The organism is Comamonas sp. JUb58, assembly GCF_004364775.1.
In the GTDB taxonomy this organism is placed as follows: domain Bacteria; phylum Pseudomonadota; class Gammaproteobacteria; order Burkholderiales; family Burkholderiaceae_C; genus Comamonas.
On the sequence record NZ_SOAL01000008.1, the window covers coordinates 98882 to 116265 of the forward strand.

Sequence of the window (17384 nt, forward strand, 5' to 3'; positions counted from 1 at the left end):
GCACCGACATCCAAAGCCCGATCAAACTGCAGATTACAAATTCAAATAGAATACGAATCATTTGCAATACATGAGGGGGCACCTGCGCGGGCTCCCCTTTTTATGTCCCAAGATGCCAGTGTGCACCCTGGCGTGCGACTGGAAGTCAGCACGCTCTACCGCGACCACCACAGCTGGCTGCGTGCCTGGCTGCGCCGCAAACTGGGTGATGCGCACCATGCGGCCGACCTGGCGCATGATATTTTTCTGCGCCTGCTGTTGCGCGATGAGCCGGTGGCGGCGCAGGAGCCACGCGCTTTTCTGACCACCGCTGCCAAGCATGCGCTGCTGAACCACTACCGTCGCCAGCGCCTGGAGCAGGCCTACCTGGAGGCCTTGGCGCAGGCGCCGGCTGTGATGGCGATGTCGCCCGAGGAGCGGGCGCTCTTGCTGGAGGCGCTGGACGAGATCGACCGCATGCTGGACCAATTGCCAGCCGCCGTGCGCCAGGCATTCTTGATGGCGCAGCTGGAGGGCATGCCCCAGCTGGAGATTGCGGCGGCACTGGGCTTGTCGCTGTCTACCGTGAAGCGCTACATCGTGCAAGCGGGCATGCAGTGCTATTTCGCCGTCCATGGCTGAGGCGGCGATTCCCCGGGCCGTTGCCCAGCAGGCCGTGGAATGGATGGTGGAGCTGCAATCGCCGGATGCCAGCCCTGATCTGAAACAACAGTGGCAGCAATGGCTTGCGGCAGACCCGCTGCATGAACAGGCCTGGCAGCGCATTGAGGCCGTCAACGGCCGGCTGGGCGCGATGGCCGGGCCCGATACCCTGGACTTTGCCAAAGCCGCCTTGGCACCGCAGGGCTCGGCGCGGCGCAGGCATATGGTCAAGTCGCTGGTGGTGCTGGTTGTTGCTGGCGGCGCGGCCTGGACGGGTTACCGCCAGACCCGCTGGCGCGAGGTGCTGGCTGACCAGCGCACCGGCGTGGGCGAGCGGCGCACGATCGATCTGGAGGATGGCACGCGGGTGGTGATGAATGCATCCACCATGCTCGATGTCCGCTTTGGCAGCAGTGAGCGCAGGCTGCGCCTGATTGCCGGCGAGATTCTGGTGCAGAGCGGCAAGGCGGGCGATGGCCGGCCCTTGCTGGTGGAGACGCCGCATGGGCTGGCGACGGCGCTGGGCACCCGTTTTTCCGTACGGCTGGATGCGGACGGGCCGACCCGGGTGGGCGTTTACGAAGGCGCGGTGCGCCTGGCACCGGTGGACGGCCAGCGCAGCCTGGTGCTGCAGGCCGGCCAGAAGAGCAGCTTTGATAGCCAGCACATCGGCGATGCCCGGCCGGCCCGCGAGGACAGCGATGCGGCCTGGGTGGATGGGGTGCTGGTTGCGCGGGATATGCGGCTAGACGACTTTTTGCAGGAGCTGGGGCGCTACAGCGTCCATCCGCTGTCCTGCGATGACAACGTGGCGGGCCTGCGGCTGTCGGGTGCCTACCCCTTGGGCGACATTGCCAAGGTGCTGGACAACGTGGCCGGGCTGCTGTCCTTGCAGGTGCACAGCGTCAGCCGGCTATGGGGCTGGCGCGCGGCATCGTACCGCTTGGTGCGGGCAGAGCCGAAAAAATAATGGGGATGGGCTGAGCTGTTTGGCCGAGCAGCGTTTCAAGAAGAGGAGATCGCATTGTTGATCCGAGCTTCCTCTTGACCGCCGTCGCCTCCGTGGCGAACAGAAAGTATTGCATCCATGGCCCATCACCGCACATCCGCGCGCCGCTTTGGCGGCCGCTCCACCGTTCTTATCCCTAGGGACCCTCTGCAAAACTCCCTGCCGTGGTCTGAACGCGGACTCGGGCGATCCGCTGCGTTGTCTTCCTTGTCAATAGCTACGGCTATCGACTGCAAAAGACGCCTTGCGTCTCATCCCGATCCGCGCCCATTCCGCTTGGCGAGGGTTTTGCAGAGCATCCCTAGCGCATTGGCGCTAGCGCTGTCCGCTATCTTGCCGCCTGCCGCACATGCCCAGGCCCAAGAACAGGCCTCTGTAGCGGGGCAGAGCGCCCAGGCTTATGCCATTCCCGCCGGCCCGCTGGATGCAGCCTTGACCCGCTTTGCCAAGGAGAGCGGCGTGCTGCTGTCCTTCACCCCCGATACCACCGAGGGCCTGCGCAGCCCCGGCTTGCAAGGCAGGCATACGGTGCCAGATGGCCTGGCTGCCTTGGTTGCAGGCACGGGGCTGCAGGCGGTGCAGCAGGCCAGCGGTAGCTACCTGGTTGTCAAAAAGCCAGCCAGCACCACGCCTGCACCGGCCGCACCGGTCGCTGCGGCTGCGGCGCTGGCGCCCGAGCGCTCCTTGGCCGAGATCCGCGTGACGGCGCGGCGCTCGGCCAATGGCACGACCGAGGGCACGGGCTCGTACACCAACCAGGTGACCAGCATTGCCTCCAAGACCGACCAGTCCTTCCGCGAGATTCCGCAGTCGGTGTCGGTGGTGACGCGGCAGCTGATGGACGACAAGCGGGTGGTGGATGTGGAGCAGGCCCTGACCTTGACGCCTGGCGTCATCGTGGCCGACAACTCCGGCCGCTACTTCTCGCGCGGTTTTCAGATCACCAGCATGCAGATCGATGGCGGCGCGCCGATGGCCCTGGGTGCCTACACCTACCAGCCCCAGCAGGACATGGGCTCCTACGACCGGGTGGAGGTGATGCGTGGTGCCTCCGGCCTGCTGGGCGGGGTGGGCGACCCGGGCGGCATCATCAACCTGGTGCGCAAAAAGCCTTTGGCGCAGCGACAGGTGGAGGTGTCGCAATCGCTGGGCAGCTGGGGCAACCAGCGTACCGAGGTCGATGCCACCGGCTCTCTGACGCAGGATGGCCGCATCCGGGGCCGTACGGTGCTGAGCTACCAAAAGGGCGACTCCTACTTTGACTACATCAGCCAGGAAAAGCCCTCGCTCTATGGCGTGCTGGAGGCCGACCTGACGGCCGACACCTTGCTGACCGTTGGTGGCTCCTACGGCAAAGTGCGGCAGAAGGGCGACTATGCCGGCCTGCCACGCTTTGCCGATGGCCGCAGCCTGGGCCTGCCGCGCAGCACGGCCTTCTCCAACCCCTGGGCCTACTTCCACTACCAGAACGAGGAGGTGTTTGCCCAGCTGGAGCACCGCTTTGACAACCACTGGAAGTTCAAGCTCAACGCCACCCATGCGCGTACCGAGCAGCAGCGCCGCTGGAGCACCTTATCCGGCGCGGTCAACCCGCAAACCCTGACCGGGCCGGTATGGCGCGGCGGTGTGCTGGACTCGTCCAACACCCAGGACATGGTGGATCTGAACCTGAGCGGCCCCTTCTCGCTGCTGGGCCGCAGCCATGAGCTGCTCATTGGGGCCGATTGGCAGCGGGTGCGCAGCCATTGGCAGAACATGAGCTTTGCCGACAGCGGCACGGTGGGCGGCAATGTGTTTGACATCCAGCCCTGGAACCCGGCGTTTGACCAGTTCAACCTGAACCTCAGCGAGCGCTACGGCCCCTGGGGCCAGGAGCAGCTGGGCGCCTATGGTGTTGTGCGGTTGCACCCGACCAACAAGCTGCATGTGATTGCTGGCGCCCGCGTGGCGCGTTATGAGTTCACGCAGACCATGTCCGACATCATCGACACCGCTGGCAACACCAGCCCCTGGTCTGCCAAATCGTTCAAGGAAAGCGCCAAGCTCACGCCCTATGGCGGTGTGATCTATGACCTGGACCCGCATTGGTCGGCCTATGTCAGCTATTCGTCGATCTTTAAACCCCAGGCGCTCAACCTGGCGGGCCCGCAGCCGGGTACGCCACTGAACCCCATCAAGGGCAAGAGCTATGAGGCGGGGCTGAAAGGTGAGCTGATGGATGGGCGCATGAACGCGACCTTCAGCGTCTTCAACGTGGAGCGCACCGGCACCGCAGTGCTGGATGAGCGCTATGCGGAGAACTACAGCCTCTGGGGTGCCAGCTGCTGCTACCTGCCGCAGGGCAAGGTCACCAGCCGGGGCTTTGATGTGGAAGTGGGGGGCGAGGTCTCCAGCGGCTGGCAGCTGGCGGCGGGCTATACCTTCAACCAGACGCGGGACAAGACCGAAGGCACGGTCTTCAGCAGCATCACGCCCAAGCATTTGTTCAAGCTGTCCACCGTCTATACCTTGCCGGGTGCGTTGTCTAACTGGCGCGTGGGTGGCAGTGGCCGTATCCAGAGCACGCAGTATGTGAGCGGCTCGGTCACCAGCAGCAGCGGCGAGAGCCAGCCCTACAAGTTCACACAGGGCGGTTATGCGACCTGGGATCTGATGCTGCAGTACCGCTTTGACCCGACCTGGACCTTGAGCCTGAACCTGAACAATGTCTTTGACAAGACCTACTACCAGACCGTCAGCTCGGTCTACAACGGCAATATGCAGGCGCTGCCACGCAATGCGATGCTGACCTTGAACGGCAAGTTCTAGACGAAAAAAGAGCCTGCAGCGCAGGCTCTTGGTTCATGGTCTTCTGTTGACGTTGCAGAACTGCCGCTCGCAGGGGATGCCGTCGTTGTTGCCGTCCATCTTGGTGTCCGGGCAGTTCTTCAGAAAGAACTTGGCCTCCTGGCAGGAGGTCATCTGCGAGCAGTGGGTGCGGCCATCGCATTTGAAAAGCGGGTTGGGCGCACTGTTCGCAGTTGCCTCGGGTGGCTCGGGCTCGGAGAGAGCCGGCTCGGAATCCCGCAGCGATGCAGCCTGCTGCTGCTCATAGCGGCTGTACACCGTCCATGCGGCTAATGCGATCAGCAGATAGATGACGGGCCTGAACACGGTCTCCCTTTCTTTGGTTGTGAGTGAGTGTAACGACTCCATCCAAAGCTGAGTCAAGCCAGGGGAGGGGGAAAGCACTTAGATACGGTGCTATCCCCGCCACCCAAACCTTACTGCTTGGCCGCCTGCATGCCGCGCGGGCCGTACTGCTTGGGTGCTGCGCCGGCCTCAAGGGCGCCAATGTCCGGTGCCTTGCCCTGGTAGCCATCGTTGATGGTGGGCAGCAGCTTGCCGGCATCGATCAGCGCCGAGCCGGGGGCCGGGCTGAAGTCATAGTCCTCGGGCTTATAGAGGCGCTGTACATCTTCACGCACGGGCGACGAAGCACGGACCAGGTCCTGGTAGTCCACCTGGATGCTGCCGTGCTCCTGGCCCACAGCGGCCTGCACTTCGGCCAAGGATTTGAACTTGCGCTTCTCGGTCGGCTTGGTCCAGTCCATGCCGATGTCCAGTGCGGGCGTGTCCCACTCATAGGCATGCGGCGCTTCGGGGTTGAAGCGGTAGGCATTGTGCTCCGCCACCGAGTAGTTGCTGTAGCTGTTGATGCGCATCAGCGGTGCCTTGCGGTTGACGCCCAGCACCAGGTTGTTGATGACGGTCTGGTTGGGCGCATCCATGCGCACTTCGCCAACAAAGGTGTTCTGCAGCACCAGCACATTGGCGGCGGTGCCGACCTTCATCACGCCTTCGGTGGTAGTGTTGTAGACCAGGTTGCGGAAGAAGTAGACCGGGCCGCCCAGCAAGGGCGTGGCGCTCAAAGCGCCGCTGATGCTGTTGAAGCAGCGGTTGTCGAACACGCGGATGTTGTGCGCGCCGCCATCGGCCTCGATGCAGTTGTCACCCATGTTGTAGATGTCGTTGCCGTAGAAGTCGATGGACACGGGCACGCGGTCGCGCTTTTCCAGGCCGTTCTCATCGGCGTCGGGGTCGCCGTAGGTGGCGACGTCAATGCCATCGTGCCAATGGGCCACATAGTTGTGCGCCACCACATGGCCCTGGCCATAGAGCTTGATCGCGTATTCGGAGCCGTCAGGGCCGCCGAGCTTCTCAGGAAAGCCGGGCAGCTTTTCCCACTCGGCGCCACGCCAGCCCATCATCTTTTGCTGGTCATGGCGGCCGATGAAGACGTTGTCGGCGATGTAGAAATTCTTGGAGCCCGACCAGTCATCCTGCACGCCCCGGCCAATGTTCTCCAGCCGCGAATGCTTGAGCGTGAAGCCGCTGGCGCCGGCGATGTTCTTCAGCCCCAGCAGGAACACCAGGTTGGCATTGCGGAAGGTGATGCCTTCAAAGTAGTTGTAGTTGGCAGCCATCAGGTTGAAGAAGGTCTGCGCGCCGGCGCCGTCAAAGATGACCTCGCCATCGCCCGCCGCCTTGATGACGATGGGGCGCTCGGCCGTGCCGCTGGCCGTCAGGTAGTAGGTGCCGTCAAACAGGGTGCTCAGCGCCTTGTAGCCGGGCTTGGGCAGGCCGTTGAGGTAGTTCACCCGGTCCGATTCGTACACGCCGGCATGCACCATCAGCACATCACCGGGTTTGACGCGGGCCGGGTAGGTGCCCTGAAAGTCGGAACTCGCCGAGCCTTCGTAGTAGGCATCCATCAGGCCGGTAAAGGCGGGCTCTTCCTTGGGGCCGGTCCAGTCGATGGGGTAGACATGGTAGACCTTGCCACCGGCCGCGGGCATGGGCTCGGGGCGGGTGCGTACCTCTACCGTGCGGGTAGCAGTGCCGCGCACGCCATCCGGGTCCGTCAGGCGCAGGCGGACCTGGTAGGCCGTGTCCGGTTCCAGATCAAAAATGCTGCCCGCAAACATATTGGGGTTGGTGTAGCGGTTGGGATCGGGGTGGAAGTTGGCGCGCGGCGGCACCAGGTTGCCCACGCGCTCGCCCTGCGAGCGCACCAGTGGCAGCGCAGGGCGCCAGTCGCTTTGGCCCTTGGCGCGGTATTGCACCTCAACCTGGGCATTGCGGTTGTTGTCTCCGTCGATGCGCCATTCAACGCCAATCGATTTGAGGGTGGGCGGCTCTACCCATAGATCTCGTGCAGAGACAGCGTTGCCAGAAGTTTTAGGGGCCGCAGACGCAGGAAACGCTATGGCCATCGCCAGAGCAGCGATGGTGAAACCAAGTTTGTTATGCATTGACAGCTGGCGGGGCCAGACGCTTATAGGATCGGAGGCCGTAGTGTAAAGACGGATACGCGGGCCCTGCAGCAAGCAGGTGACATGGCCTGCTTGGGCGAGGGGCGCTGCAGGGTACGCTGCCTAAAAGCTAGTTCTTGCGCTTGCGTTTGCCGCTTGTCAAAAACGCCATCAATGTGCGCTCGGCCGCATGCAAACCCGTGCTGCCCCGCAGCCTGCCCGCGTAGGCATCGCAGCGCGCCCCGCCTTCGGGGCCTTCGCAGACTTCCATCACCAGCGGGTGGATATAGAACTTGCGGCAGACTGCCACGGTATTGCCCAGGTGCTGGGCGACCTGCTTGACGATGTCAGGCCCCGTCAGCGGCGTATCGCTGCCGCGCGACTGCAACGCCAGCGACAGGGCCAGCACGCTGGCATGCCAGGTGCGAAAGTCCTTGGCGCTGAAGTCTTCACCGGCAATCTCATGTAGATAGGCATTCACATGCTCGGAGCGCAGTTGCTTGCGCTCGCCCTCGTCATCCAGGTACTGGAACAGCCGTTGGCCCGGCAGATCCTGGCAGCGCCGCACGATGCGCGCCACGCGCGGGTCTTCCAGCTCGACCTGCTGCTCCACGCCGCTCTTGCCTTTGAACGCCAGCCGGATGCGCGAGGCACGCATCTTCACATGGCGGTTGCGCAGGGTCGTCAGTCCAAACGAACCGTTCTCGCGCGCATAGCTGTCGTTGCCAATGCGCAGTGCCGTGGTGTCGAGCAAGCGCACCACAGCCGCCGCGACCGAGGTCTGCGTGGTATCTCCCGCTTTGAGATCGCGCTGGATGCGTCGGCGAATCAAGCCTAGCTTGGCCGCAAAGGCCGCCATGCGATCGAACTTGGTCTGCTTGCGCTGCTCTTGCCACAGCGGGTGGTAGCGGTACTGCTTGCGCCCCCGGGCATCGCGGCCGGTGGCCTGCAGATGGCCCTGCGGATCGGGGCATATCCACACATCGGTATAGGCGGGCGGAATCACCAACAGGCGTATGCGCTCCAGCTGGCGTGGATTGCGGATGGCCTGCCCGCGCTGGTTTTGGTAGGCAAAGCCATCGCCGCGTTTGACGCGCTGCCAACCGGGCGAGGCATCTGTCACATAAGCCAGCGGCTTCTGGGGTCTGACCATGTTGGCGGCCTTTGTGCATTGGAAGAACGGATGGCCTGAGCGTAGGCCTGTGCTTTGCGGCTGGCTGTCAGCGCCCAGCTTGCATGCCGCTGCTGTTTTGGCGCATCCCAGCCTCAGACAGATGGCAGGGCATTGGATTCTTCTATGCAGAAGAGGAGCTAGGAGAGTGCATAGTGCATGCAAAGTTCAACCCGCTTGCACGGGCCTCTTGTAAGCGCAAATCGCTTCATTTTGTAGTTTTTGAAATCTTAGATAGATTTCGTCAAATAAATATGTAAAGTCAATTTTCCAAACAAGCTTGCAAAAAACCAAATGTCTAAGGCTGATGCAGACCACCAGGATGTCGCACAAAGATTGGCTGCGCTGAGAGACGAAGGCGCCGAGCTGCTGGCCCGCAGGCCAGCGCCAGGTACCAGCGACCATGCGCGTTTGTCCTTGATCGACGCCAAGATTGATGAGCTGACACAGCGTTTATCGCAAAGGTCCGGACCACCGACTGAGGGCAGTTTGTCAACCAATAAAGATGGCGATTGATGGTCTGATGGTCTTGGCGTTTTGGAGGCCGAACCATCCGAAGGCTTCATTGCGTTGCTTGTCAATGAACGCTTTGCCCCGGTGCCAAGGGCCGCTTTTTCGGGATGCTTGACGACCAGGCATCGTGATGGACTGATGCTGCTATTTCGCAACAAATGTAGTTGGAGGTAAGAAATTCAGGCAAACTGCTGCCGGCTTTTCGACCGCCAGGCCACCAAAGAAGGTGTGACCTGTCGTTAAAAATCTTTCCCATACGGCCGAGTCTTGCCTTTTACTGCATCAGCTTAAATAGCAGTTAAGTTTTATATGAGTCAAAAAAAATTACATCTAACAGTGATTGCCAGTGTTTTGGGGTCAGCACTTCTTAGCGCCTGCGGCGGCGGAGGTGGCGGCGACGAGACGAACCCTTCTGTACCCGCACCGGTTCAAGCCGATTCTGAAGCTTGCGTGAACAAGGCTCTCTATACCGCGGGGACGTTCGTCGAGTATGTCAATGTGGGTAGCGCTGGCGAAAGTGAAGAGGTGATCATCACCGTACAGCCATACACGTCGACGCGCAGTTCAGTGCCTATGGTGCAGTACTGGACAGGTCTGTTGTTAGACCGAAACCCTGCAGTTTTGTACAGCGTAGAGCAAGACTTTGTTGTGGAGCACGGCGCCACTTTCGGAGATGTTGCAACGCAATGGATTACTCCTCCTGTGCGTCGTCCCAACCGAATGCAAGTCGGTGACGTCTTCCGCTCAGACACCATTTCCAACACGTATGACAATATCGCGCCTGATACGCCCTACGGAAAAACGCGCTCCGAAGCTGAAAAAACCTATGTAGGGCGTGAAATAGTGGAGACTGCGCTGGGCCGCTTTGAAGCCTGTCGTTTCCAGATCAATCGGAAATCCACCTTTGGGCTAGACGAGCCGACGCAGCGCGTTATTTCAAGCAGCCTAACGCAGTGGGTCGCAGCTACTGCTCCCTACCGCGGCCTCATCCTGAAATATGACATTACGTCGCAGCGTGAAGGTGAGCCCGAGACCCATACGCAAAGGGAGATTTCCAAGGTCACTACCTTTGATTTGAAGTAAGCCTGAGTCGGGCGAGCAAGGATGTGCAGACCCGACGACATCTCGGCGCCGTGGCCGTCAAGCCTTCTGCATTCAATGCCATCTCCCTGAATTCGGCCATCTGCAGTCGAATCACTAATTTACGGGATGGCAAAACCCGCTTGCCCCTTTAGTCTGCCCTCAATACAAGACTGGGGGTAACTATGGTTAGATTTAGTAGCGCTGGTAACGCCGACCAGTGGGATCAATGCAGCGGGGTGGGGCTGCGGACGGAGATTGAAGACGCCAAGCCGCACAGAGCGGCTGGCAGTGGCTTGCGTCGGCTGGTCTTGCTGGGTGGCTTGGTCGTCGCTTCGGCACTGCCGTTGGCGGCGCAGGCCAAGACCTATGTGGTGAATGCGGTGACCAGTTCCACAGTCAATGCGTCTGGCTGCGATGCTGGCAACGTTGGCAATTGCACCCTCAGCAATGCGATTCTGGCGCTCAATGCAGATGCGAACAGCAGCGTGGCGGCGCGCATCGAGTTCGATGCAGGCTTGTTCTCGTCTCCGCAGACCATTGTGGTGGGGCAATTGGTACCACGGTACAGCGTGGACATTGCGGGCCCGGGTGCGCATCTGCTGACCCTCAGGGGCAGCAGCTCACAGACCATGTTTTTGATGAGCGCTGGACAAGGTGCCAGTGGTACGGGAAGCACCTTGGAGGTTCGCCTTGCGGGGCTTCGCATCAGCGGCGCCCGCCAGGGTATCAACAGCGCAGCCAAGCTCACGGTTGACAGTTGCTGGATCGATGGCAACACCAACACTAGCGCAAGCAATGGTGGCGGTATCCAGAACCGAGGCAGCCTGACATTGCTGAACAGCACGGTGTCCAACAACGTCGCCAATCATGCATCTTTCGGCTATGGCGGCGGTATCCAGAATGATCCATCAGCCACGGCGCTGGTGATCCAGAACAGCACCATTGCCAACAATACGGCTCGCCAGGGTGGTGGCATAAATAGCAGCTCGGGCGGCAGCATAGTCATCCACAACTCCACGATCAGTAGCAATCGGGCCTCTAGCGGTTGGGGCGGCGGCTTTTATAAAGAGGCAAGCAGTACCCCGTTGGTGGTCAACTCCATCATTCGTGGCAACACTGCACTTACCAATAGCTATCCCGATGTTGCAGGGGGCTCGTCATTCGTCGTACAAAGCAGCTTTGTCAACGTAGTTCGGATGGAAGATGCAGTGCTGTCGGGTTTGGCGCCTTTGGGCGCCTACGGCGGCACCATGCCCACGATGCCTCCATTGGCGGGTTCGCCAGCACTGGCCTTGGGCCGCTTTGTGGCAGGCGAGTTGGACCTTGACCAGGTCGGTGCACCGCGCCCATCAACCGTGGGTGCGGTCATTGACGCAGGTGCCGTGCAAGGCCAGGGCTATACCGTGACCATTGCCAGCCCTTCGCCTTTCCCCAGCCAAGTGGCACCGGGCGCAGCATTGCCGGTGACGGTGAGTGTGCAAAGTGGGGAGCAGCCACTGGCGGGTGTCACCCCCGCATTGCGCGCCAGCGTACATGCGGGCCTGAGCGCTACGGCCAGCTGCGCGCCCAGCAATGCTAGCGGGCAGGCTGCTTGCACGGTCACCTTCACATTGGCAGGCGCAACACCGGTCACCGGTGTCAGCTTGAGCGCTTTCCTGGGTGCGGCATCTGCGACCAGCTCGGCTTTTACCGTGGCCGCTCAGCAGTTGGGTAGCTTTGGTATCAGCTTGCCGACACCAGTGGCTGCGGGCCAGGCGTTCAATGTTTCTGTCAGTGCACTCGATATCGCTGGGAACCCCATGCCCAGCTATAGTGGCACGGTGCACTTCAGCAGCAGTGATGGTGGCGCGCTGTTGCCTGCAGATTCCGCGCTGACCGCCGGTGAAGGCAGCTTTAATGCCACGTTAAGCGCGATCGGCAGCCAGCAGATCACCGTGGCGGATAGCGTGACCAACCCTGTCATCCAAGGTTCGGCCAGCACCCAGGTCCTGCTGTTGCCGCCCACCGTCACAGGCCTGACGCCCGCCTTGGCCGATGCCGCCGGCGGTACGGTGGTGACGGTGACCGGCAGCAACTTCGATGCCACGGCCCGCGTGCAATTCGCTGGGTTTACCTATATCGATCCTTTCAACGTGACGCCCACCTCGCTCAGTTTTGAGGCGCCCGACGGTACGGCTGGCAACGATGCAGCAGTACAGGTATTTACCGAGGGCTGCTATGTGGCTCCGCCGGCGACCAACTGCATGAGCCCGATCACGCCAGCCAGCGTGCTGCACTTCTTTGCCGCCAGCTATGTCGTCAACAACCCCGGCGACAACGATGGCAGCAATCCGCAAGCCTGTGCCCAAGGCAATGCCCAGACCTGCACCTTGCGCGATGCGGTGCTGCAGGCGAATATGCTGGGCGGCGCGCCGGTGATCCAGTTTGATCCGAGCGTGTTCAGCGCTGCTGCACCGCAGACCATCACCCTGGCACACGGCCAGATCAGCCTGGCCAAAAGCATGACCATTGAAGGGCCGGGCGCGGATGCAGTCACCATCAGTGGTGGCGGCATCAGCCGTGTGTTGCAGATCGAGGCCGCTGCCCAACCGGTGCGCGTGGCGGGCCTGACCCTGGCACAAGGCAGCTCCAACGGCGGCAGTGCGGTGCTCAACCATTCCAGCGGCTTGGTGCAGCTGCAAAACCTGGTGCTGGCCAACAATGCCGCCACGCCTGCTGGCTACAGCGGTGGCAATGCCACACTGGCCCAGGCCGGCTCGGGCGGCGCGGTGTACTCGGATGGCACGGGCACGTTGGAGATGGAAGGCTCCACCTTCGACAACAACAGCGCTGCGCAACTGGGCGGCGGCCTGTTGGTGGCATCGGGCAACACTGCCACCTTGCGCGGCAGCACCTGGGTGAACAACCAGGGCGACTTGGGCGGCAGTGCGCTGGCCAACCTGGGCAGTGTGGTGCAGATTGAGAACAGTAGCTTCAGCGCCAATGCCAGCCCGAATGCGGCCGGCCAAGGTGGCACCCTGTTCAGCCAGGGCCTGAGCCGTTTGGTGGTGGTGAACAGCACGGTGGCAGGCAATAGCAGTGGCAATGTCGGTGGTATCAGTGGGGCGGCCGACGGCAGCGATACCCCCAGCCTGACCCTGGTGAACAGCATCGTGGCCGGCAACAGCGGCGGCGCTGGGCAAGTGGCAGACATCCGCAGCGCGGGCCTGACCGTCAGCGACGGCGATGGCAATGTCTTTACCCAGGACACGCCTACGACCATCGACCCCGGCCTGGCACCGCTGGGCAACTACGGCGGCAATACCCAAACCCTGTTGGCGCTGCCGGGCTCGCGCAGCATTTGCGCGGGCGTGGCCAGCGCGGCTGGGGTGACGGTGTCTACGCAAGACCAGCGCGGCGCCGCACGCCCTTATGCGGCCAACGGCCTGGTGCCCGCATCCTGTGTGGACGCGGGCGCCGTGCAAAGCCGTTATGCGATGCAGTTCAGCGTTCAGCCTTTGGCCATGGAGCTGAACACGCCCATGCTGCCAGCGCCGCAAGTGACCGTGCAAGAAAACGGCCGCGCCTTTAACAGCAGTAGCTACCCAGACCTGGCTACGCTCGCCTCGCTGGGCAGCGTGCAACTGGCCCAGGGCCCGGGCACGGGCCGCCTGGCCAAGCTGGTGTTGGCCGAAACGCCGGTATCGGTAGACCTGGCCACCGCCACCGGCACCGCCGTGTTTGAGGATCTGGAGTTTGCCCAAGCCGGCAGCCACAGCCTGGTCGCCAGCCTGGCGCTCAACCCCAACCTGGCCGAGCCGGCCGTGTTGCAAAACACCAGCGCCAGCTTTGCTGTCGGCCAAGCCGGCGCGCAAGTCAGCCTGGAGGCCAGCCCGCAGCAAGTGCAGCAGGGCCAAGCGGTAATCTTGACCGCCACGGTCATCGGCAGCGCCCCTGGCGGCACCGTCACCTTCAGCGATGGCCCCAACGTGCTCTGCGGCGGCCCAGTGGCCCTGGTGACTGTGGGCGATACCGCCACCGCCAGTTGCAGCACCACCGCACTGGCCCAGGGCGAGCGTTCCATCACCGTCAGCTACAGCGGCGATACCAACAACGCCAGCGCTGTGACCTTGACCCCGTCGCAAGTGGTCGTCACCGCGCCTCCGGGCAACGGCGGCACCAACCCGATTGCGGTCCCTGCGCTGTCGGGCTGGGCGCTGGCCTTGCTGGCAGCACTGATGGGCGGGATGGGCTTGGTCGGGCGCCGTGTGGTGGCGCGCAAGGCGGATTGAGTCGTGGGATGCCGGGCCACCCTGCATTGCGGGTGCCTGGCGCCGAGATGTTGTGAATAAGCAGAGGTGGAGGTGGTGCAGGAGGGCAGGGTGACCGGCCCTATGAGCGCGGCTGGCTTGGCAGTGAATGCTAGGTCAGCCGTTAGTCTTTATGAAGCTTGGGCCGTCATTCACCCTCAAGAGCATGTTCCGTGGCGTTGACCAAGCCAGTTAAAAAACGAATGGCCTTATCTAAGTCGTCGCGCTTGACCAAATGAGGGAGCGGTGCCCCGACCGTTACTTGTTTCGAGCGATGAACTACATCTCCACGGCGGCTGATGAGATGATCCAGTGGCTTTTTGGCTAAGGCAGTGTCGTAGTGAAGCCATACCCACCCTGCAGTCACATCGACCTGCAAATAATCCAGGAACAGCCTTTTGGTCTTCTCCGCATTGGGGTTGTGAAAGCGCTTCAATTCCTCCGTGAGTTTGTTGTTCACAAAATCCCCGATTGGACTGCCGTTCACAGCTTTTAATCTGGCGGTCACAGCTTCGATAGCACGATCTTCTACATAGGTCTCCCATGCGGTGAGTGCCATCACCAGACCCGCTCGTTTTAGAACCTCTGCGGATTCCGCGTTTTGTTTATTGAGTGCGTCGAAACGCGAGGAGCGTGGCTGCGTCTTCGATGGAGCTTAAAAACGTTTTTGATGCGCGGGACATTGGTAGCGAGCGATTCTTCTAATTTGTTGAATGATTTCTTAGTCTAATCCAGTCGTATCTCAAATAGCTGACTACGCAGGGGTGTCAGACCTCGGATATGTCTCGGACTTCCGTCTCAGCCGCTAGCGGCACGCGCAATACCACCGTTGTCAGCCCCCCTTGTGACCCCACCGACAACTGAGCGCCCAGCCGCTGCGACCGGGCCTGCATGCTGCGCAGGCCGGTGCCGTGCGTGGGGCTGTTGGCCGCTTTGGCCGCAGGCAGGCCCACGCCGTTGTCTTGTACCTGCAGCAGCAGCTGGCCGGCCTCGCGGGCCAGCACCACGTCCACGCGTTTGGCGTGGCTGTGCTTGAAGGCATTGGTCAGGGCCTCCTGGAGAATCCGCAGCACATCCAGGCTGGCGCTGGTGGGCAGGTGGAGCTGGTCGATATGGCTCAGCTGCCAATGCACCTCGATGTCATGTACCTCGAAGAGCTGGCTCATGCGGTAGCGCATGGGGGCGAGCAGCTCGCCCAGCGACAGCTCGCCATAGTGCTGGGCGGAGGCCAGGTCGATGATCAGCCGCAGGTCATCGCGCATGCCTCGGAGCATGCCCAGCACCTGGTCGGGCGGCAGCGAGCCGCGTGTGCGCTCCAAGGTGGTGATGTTACCGATCAGCATGCCACCCAGGCCGTCGTGCAGGTCGTGGGCGATGTTGACGCGCTCGCCCAGGCGGGCCTGCAGCAGCTCCAGCTCATGGCGGCCGGCCAGCGATTCGGTCAGCTCGGCGCGGGCTTCGGCCACATGGTGCTGCATCTCGTCGTTGAAGCTCTCGACGCGCCGGGTGTTCTGCACAAAGGTCCAGGCCAGGGTCAGCGCAATGCCCACGGTGGCCAGCGGCTCGGTGTAGGTGGCCAGGTAGAAGTTGTCGTCCACGATGCGGGTGAAGACCAGCAGGTCATGCGCCATGGCTAGGACGCTGGCCAGCGCCGTGAGCGACAGCAGGCGCTGGGCCTGGTTGCCGTTGCGCCAGGCCAGGCCGACAAACACGCCAGCGGTGGTGAACAGCAGGGCCGACGAGGCCCAGGCCATCACGTTGCGCATGGTTCTGAGCTGGTCATCGGGCGCCAGCAAGGTGGCGGCCGACAGCAGGGCTATGACCAGCCACATGGCCGCTTCGCGCCTTGGCCAGCGGCGCCCCATGAAGCGCAGCACAAACATCGCATTGCAACCGTGGTAGAGCACATAGGCAATCGACACCACGGCCGAGTAAGTATGGATGTGGCTGAAGGGCCAGGGCGTGGCGCTGACAAAGTTGACGGTAAAGCCCACCCAGGCCGCCTGGCGTGCGGCGTACCAGCCGTAGGCGGACTCTTGGCGGCGCATCAGCCACAGCACCAGGAAGAAGCAGCCCAAGGTCGCCCCCACGCCCAGGTGCAGCCAGTTGAGGTTTTGCCGCACCAGGTAGCTGTCCTGTTGCGCGGTACGCAGCAACTCGGGTGGGCCGATCTCCACCGGCCCCAGCGCGGGCTGGTAGGCGTAGTAGCCGCTCACGCGGATCAGCAGCTCGTTGCTGCCGCTGTGCAGCAGCGGCGCGGGCAGCACCAGGTAGCGCGGCGTGTTCCAGCTGCGCGTCATGGGCTCGGTCAGATGCGGGTCGCGCTGCAGCTCCACGCCGTTGACCGAGATGACGCCGGCATGGATCAGGTAGTGGATGTAGAGGCCCTGGGTCTGCGGCTCGCCACTGATGTCCCAGCGCAGCCGGTACCAGACGACGCCGCTATAGCCGGGCCATTGCTGGTTCCAGTCGTTGGGCACCTTCACTGGCACCCAGCCGGTGTCGGGCGGCTGCTGGGCATCCCAATCCGAACGTACGGCCTCGGCCGTGCCCGCCCAGGGCTGGCCTTGGGCTTGCGCGGGCAGCGCCAGGCACAGCGCTGCCAGGCAGATCAGCGCAGCAAGCCATGCTCGCGAGCACGCCGCAAGGCCTGTGTGCGCGAGCTCACGGCCAATTTGTCGTAGATATGCCGGATATGGGTGTCTATGGTCCATCGGGATAGGTGCAGGCATTCGGCGATTTCGCGGTTGCTCATGCCCTCGGCCACATGGTCGAGGATCTGCCGCTCGCGCTCGGTCAGGGCTTCGCGCAACGCCGGGTCGGGCGGCTGCGAGGGGGAGGCAGGGCGCCCGGCCGGGCGGCCGACCAGGTCCAGAATGCGCCGGGCAATGAAGGGGTCGATGGGCGCGCCGCCCTTGAGCACATTGCGCACCGACAGCGCAATCTCCAGGTCGTCGCGCTCCTTGAGCACATAGCCATTGGCGCCGGCGCGCAGCGCACCCAGGATCATCTCCTCGGTGCTCCAGGCCGACACCACCAGAATCGGCAGCACCGGGTTGCGCGCGCGCAGCCAGTCAATCAGGTCGATGCCATTGCCATCGGGCAGGCCCAGATCGATCAGCGCCATCACCATGGGCTGCAGGCCGCCTTCGGGCGCGGTCACCAATTGCTGGCACTCGGCCAGCGAACCGGCTTGCCACAGCTGCTCAGGCGTCACGCCCACCGAGCCCAGCACCTCGCCCAGGCGGGCCAGCATGTCGGGGTCGTCATCAACCAGCAGTACGGGGAGGGGTGCAATAGCCATCGCAACATTTTGACGCAAAGATGGAGATCTGCCATCACGCATTTACGGTAAATGCACGGGCTGCAGCCCTATGGCAAAG

Annotated in this window: 11 protein-coding genes and 1 pseudogene; 5 read left to right on the forward strand and 7 right to left on the reverse strand. The window is 62.6% G+C overall.

Going from position 1 to position 17384, the window contains the following annotated elements:
• The first annotated feature begins 102 nt into the window (after positions 1–102).
• The 3 genes from EDF71_RS10405 to EDF71_RS10415 all read left to right on the forward strand — a co-directional run bounded on the left by EDF71_RS10405 (position 103) and on the right by EDF71_RS10415 (position 4459).
• Positions 103–621 carry a sigma-70 family RNA polymerase sigma factor gene (locus EDF71_RS10405; protein WP_133856514.1) on the forward strand — a complete coding sequence of 173 codons (519 nt, stop codon included), beginning with the start codon at positions 103–105 and terminating at the stop codon, positions 619–621.
• Positions 614–1612: a FecR domain-containing protein gene (locus EDF71_RS10410; RefSeq protein WP_133856515.1), complete on the forward strand. Its 999-nt coding sequence runs from the start codon at positions 614–616 to the stop codon at positions 1610–1612. The genes EDF71_RS10405 and EDF71_RS10410 overlap by 8 nt, the downstream gene beginning before the upstream one ends.
• A gap of 327 nt (positions 1613–1939) precedes the next feature.
• Complete coding sequence (locus tag EDF71_RS10415; RefSeq protein ID WP_243854257.1) at positions 1940–4459, forward strand: TonB-dependent receptor; 2520 nt, start codon at positions 1940–1942, stop codon at positions 4457–4459.
• Between the two features lie 33 nt (positions 4460–4492).
• Here EDF71_RS10415 and EDF71_RS10420 read toward each other — a convergent pair whose 3' ends face one another.
• The 4 genes from EDF71_RS10420 to EDF71_RS10435 all read right to left on the reverse strand — a co-directional run bounded on the left by EDF71_RS10420 (position 4493) and on the right by EDF71_RS10435 (position 8521).
• Positions 4493–4804, reverse strand: coding sequence for an excalibur calcium-binding domain-containing protein (locus EDF71_RS10420; RefSeq protein ID WP_133856517.1), 312 nt, complete (start codon positions 4802–4804; stop codon positions 4493–4495).
• A 110-nt stretch (positions 4805–4914) separates the two neighbouring features.
• Positions 4915–6945 carry a hypothetical protein gene (locus tag EDF71_RS10425; RefSeq protein WP_133856518.1) on the reverse strand — a complete coding sequence of 677 codons (2031 nt, stop codon included), beginning with the start codon at positions 6943–6945 and terminating at the stop codon, positions 4915–4917.
• Positions 6946–7075: 130 nt separating this feature from the next.
• Positions 7076–8098 (reverse strand): DNA topoisomerase IB, encoded by a 1023-nt coding sequence (locus EDF71_RS10430; protein ID WP_133856519.1) that lies wholly within the window; start codon positions 8096–8098, stop codon positions 7076–7078.
• Between the two features lie 186 nt (positions 8099–8284).
• Positions 8285–8521: a hypothetical protein gene (locus EDF71_RS10435; protein ID WP_133856520.1), complete on the reverse strand. Its 237-nt coding sequence runs from the start codon at positions 8519–8521 to the stop codon at positions 8285–8287.
• 417 nt (positions 8522–8938) lie between these two features.
• Between EDF71_RS10435 and EDF71_RS10440 the strand changes: the two genes are divergently transcribed.
• Positions 8939–9712 (forward strand): hypothetical protein, encoded by a 774-nt coding sequence (locus EDF71_RS10440; RefSeq protein ID WP_133856521.1) that lies wholly within the window; start codon positions 8939–8941, stop codon positions 9710–9712.
• A 293-nt stretch (positions 9713–10005) separates the two neighbouring features.
• Positions 10006–13983 carry an IPTL-CTERM sorting domain-containing protein gene (locus tag EDF71_RS10445; RefSeq protein WP_166656509.1) on the forward strand — a complete coding sequence of 1326 codons (3978 nt, stop codon included), beginning with the start codon at positions 10006–10008 and terminating at the stop codon, positions 13981–13983.
• Between the two features lie 166 nt (positions 13984–14149).
• Here EDF71_RS10445 and EDF71_RS10450 read toward each other — a convergent pair.
• The 3 genes and pseudogenes from EDF71_RS10450 to EDF71_RS10460 all read right to left on the reverse strand — a co-directional run.
• Positions 14150–14614, reverse strand: a pseudogene (locus EDF71_RS10450) (HEPN domain-containing protein); the annotation flags it as partial.
• Positions 14615–14768: 154 nt separating this feature from the next.
• Entirely contained in the window at positions 14769–16715 is a 1947-nt protein-coding gene (locus tag EDF71_RS10455; RefSeq protein ID WP_133856523.1) for an ATP-binding protein, read from the reverse strand.
• Complete coding sequence (locus EDF71_RS10460; protein ID WP_133856524.1) at positions 16613–17305, reverse strand: response regulator transcription factor; 693 nt, start codon at positions 17303–17305, stop codon at positions 16613–16615. Before EDF71_RS10460 ends, EDF71_RS10455 begins: the two co-directional genes overlap by 103 nt.
• Between the last annotated feature and the right edge of the window lie 79 nt (positions 17306–17384).

Excerpts from the sequence above, each read along its gene's own strand:
- EDF71_RS10405 (WP_133856514.1), top strand. The coding sequence starts at position 103 with ATGTCCCAAGATGCCAGTGTGCACCCTGGCGTGCGACTGGAAGTCAGC.
- EDF71_RS10410 (WP_133856515.1), top strand. The coding sequence starts at position 614 with ATGGCTGAGGCGGCGATTCCCCGGGCCGTTGCCCAGCAGGCCGTGGAA.
- EDF71_RS10425 (WP_133856518.1), bottom strand. The coding sequence starts at position 6,945 with ATGCATAACAAACTTGGTTTCACCATCGCTGCTCTGGCGATGGCCATA.
- EDF71_RS10430 (WP_133856519.1), bottom strand. The coding sequence starts at position 8,098 with ATGGTCAGACCCCAGAAGCCGCTGGCTTATGTGACAGATGCCTCGCCC.
- EDF71_RS10435 (WP_133856520.1), bottom strand. The coding sequence starts at position 8,521 with ATGGTCGCTGGTACCTGGCGCTGGCCTGCGGGCCAGCAGCTCGGCGCC.
- EDF71_RS10440 (WP_133856521.1), top strand. The coding sequence starts at position 8,939 with ATGAGTCAAAAAAAATTACATCTAACAGTGATTGCCAGTGTTTTGGGG.
- EDF71_RS10455 (WP_133856523.1), bottom strand. The coding sequence starts at position 16,715 with ATGGACCATAGACACCCATATCCGGCATATCTACGACAAATTGGCCGT.
- EDF71_RS10460 (WP_133856524.1), bottom strand. The coding sequence starts at position 17,305 with ATGGCTATTGCACCCCTCCCCGTACTGCTGGTTGATGACGACCCCGAC.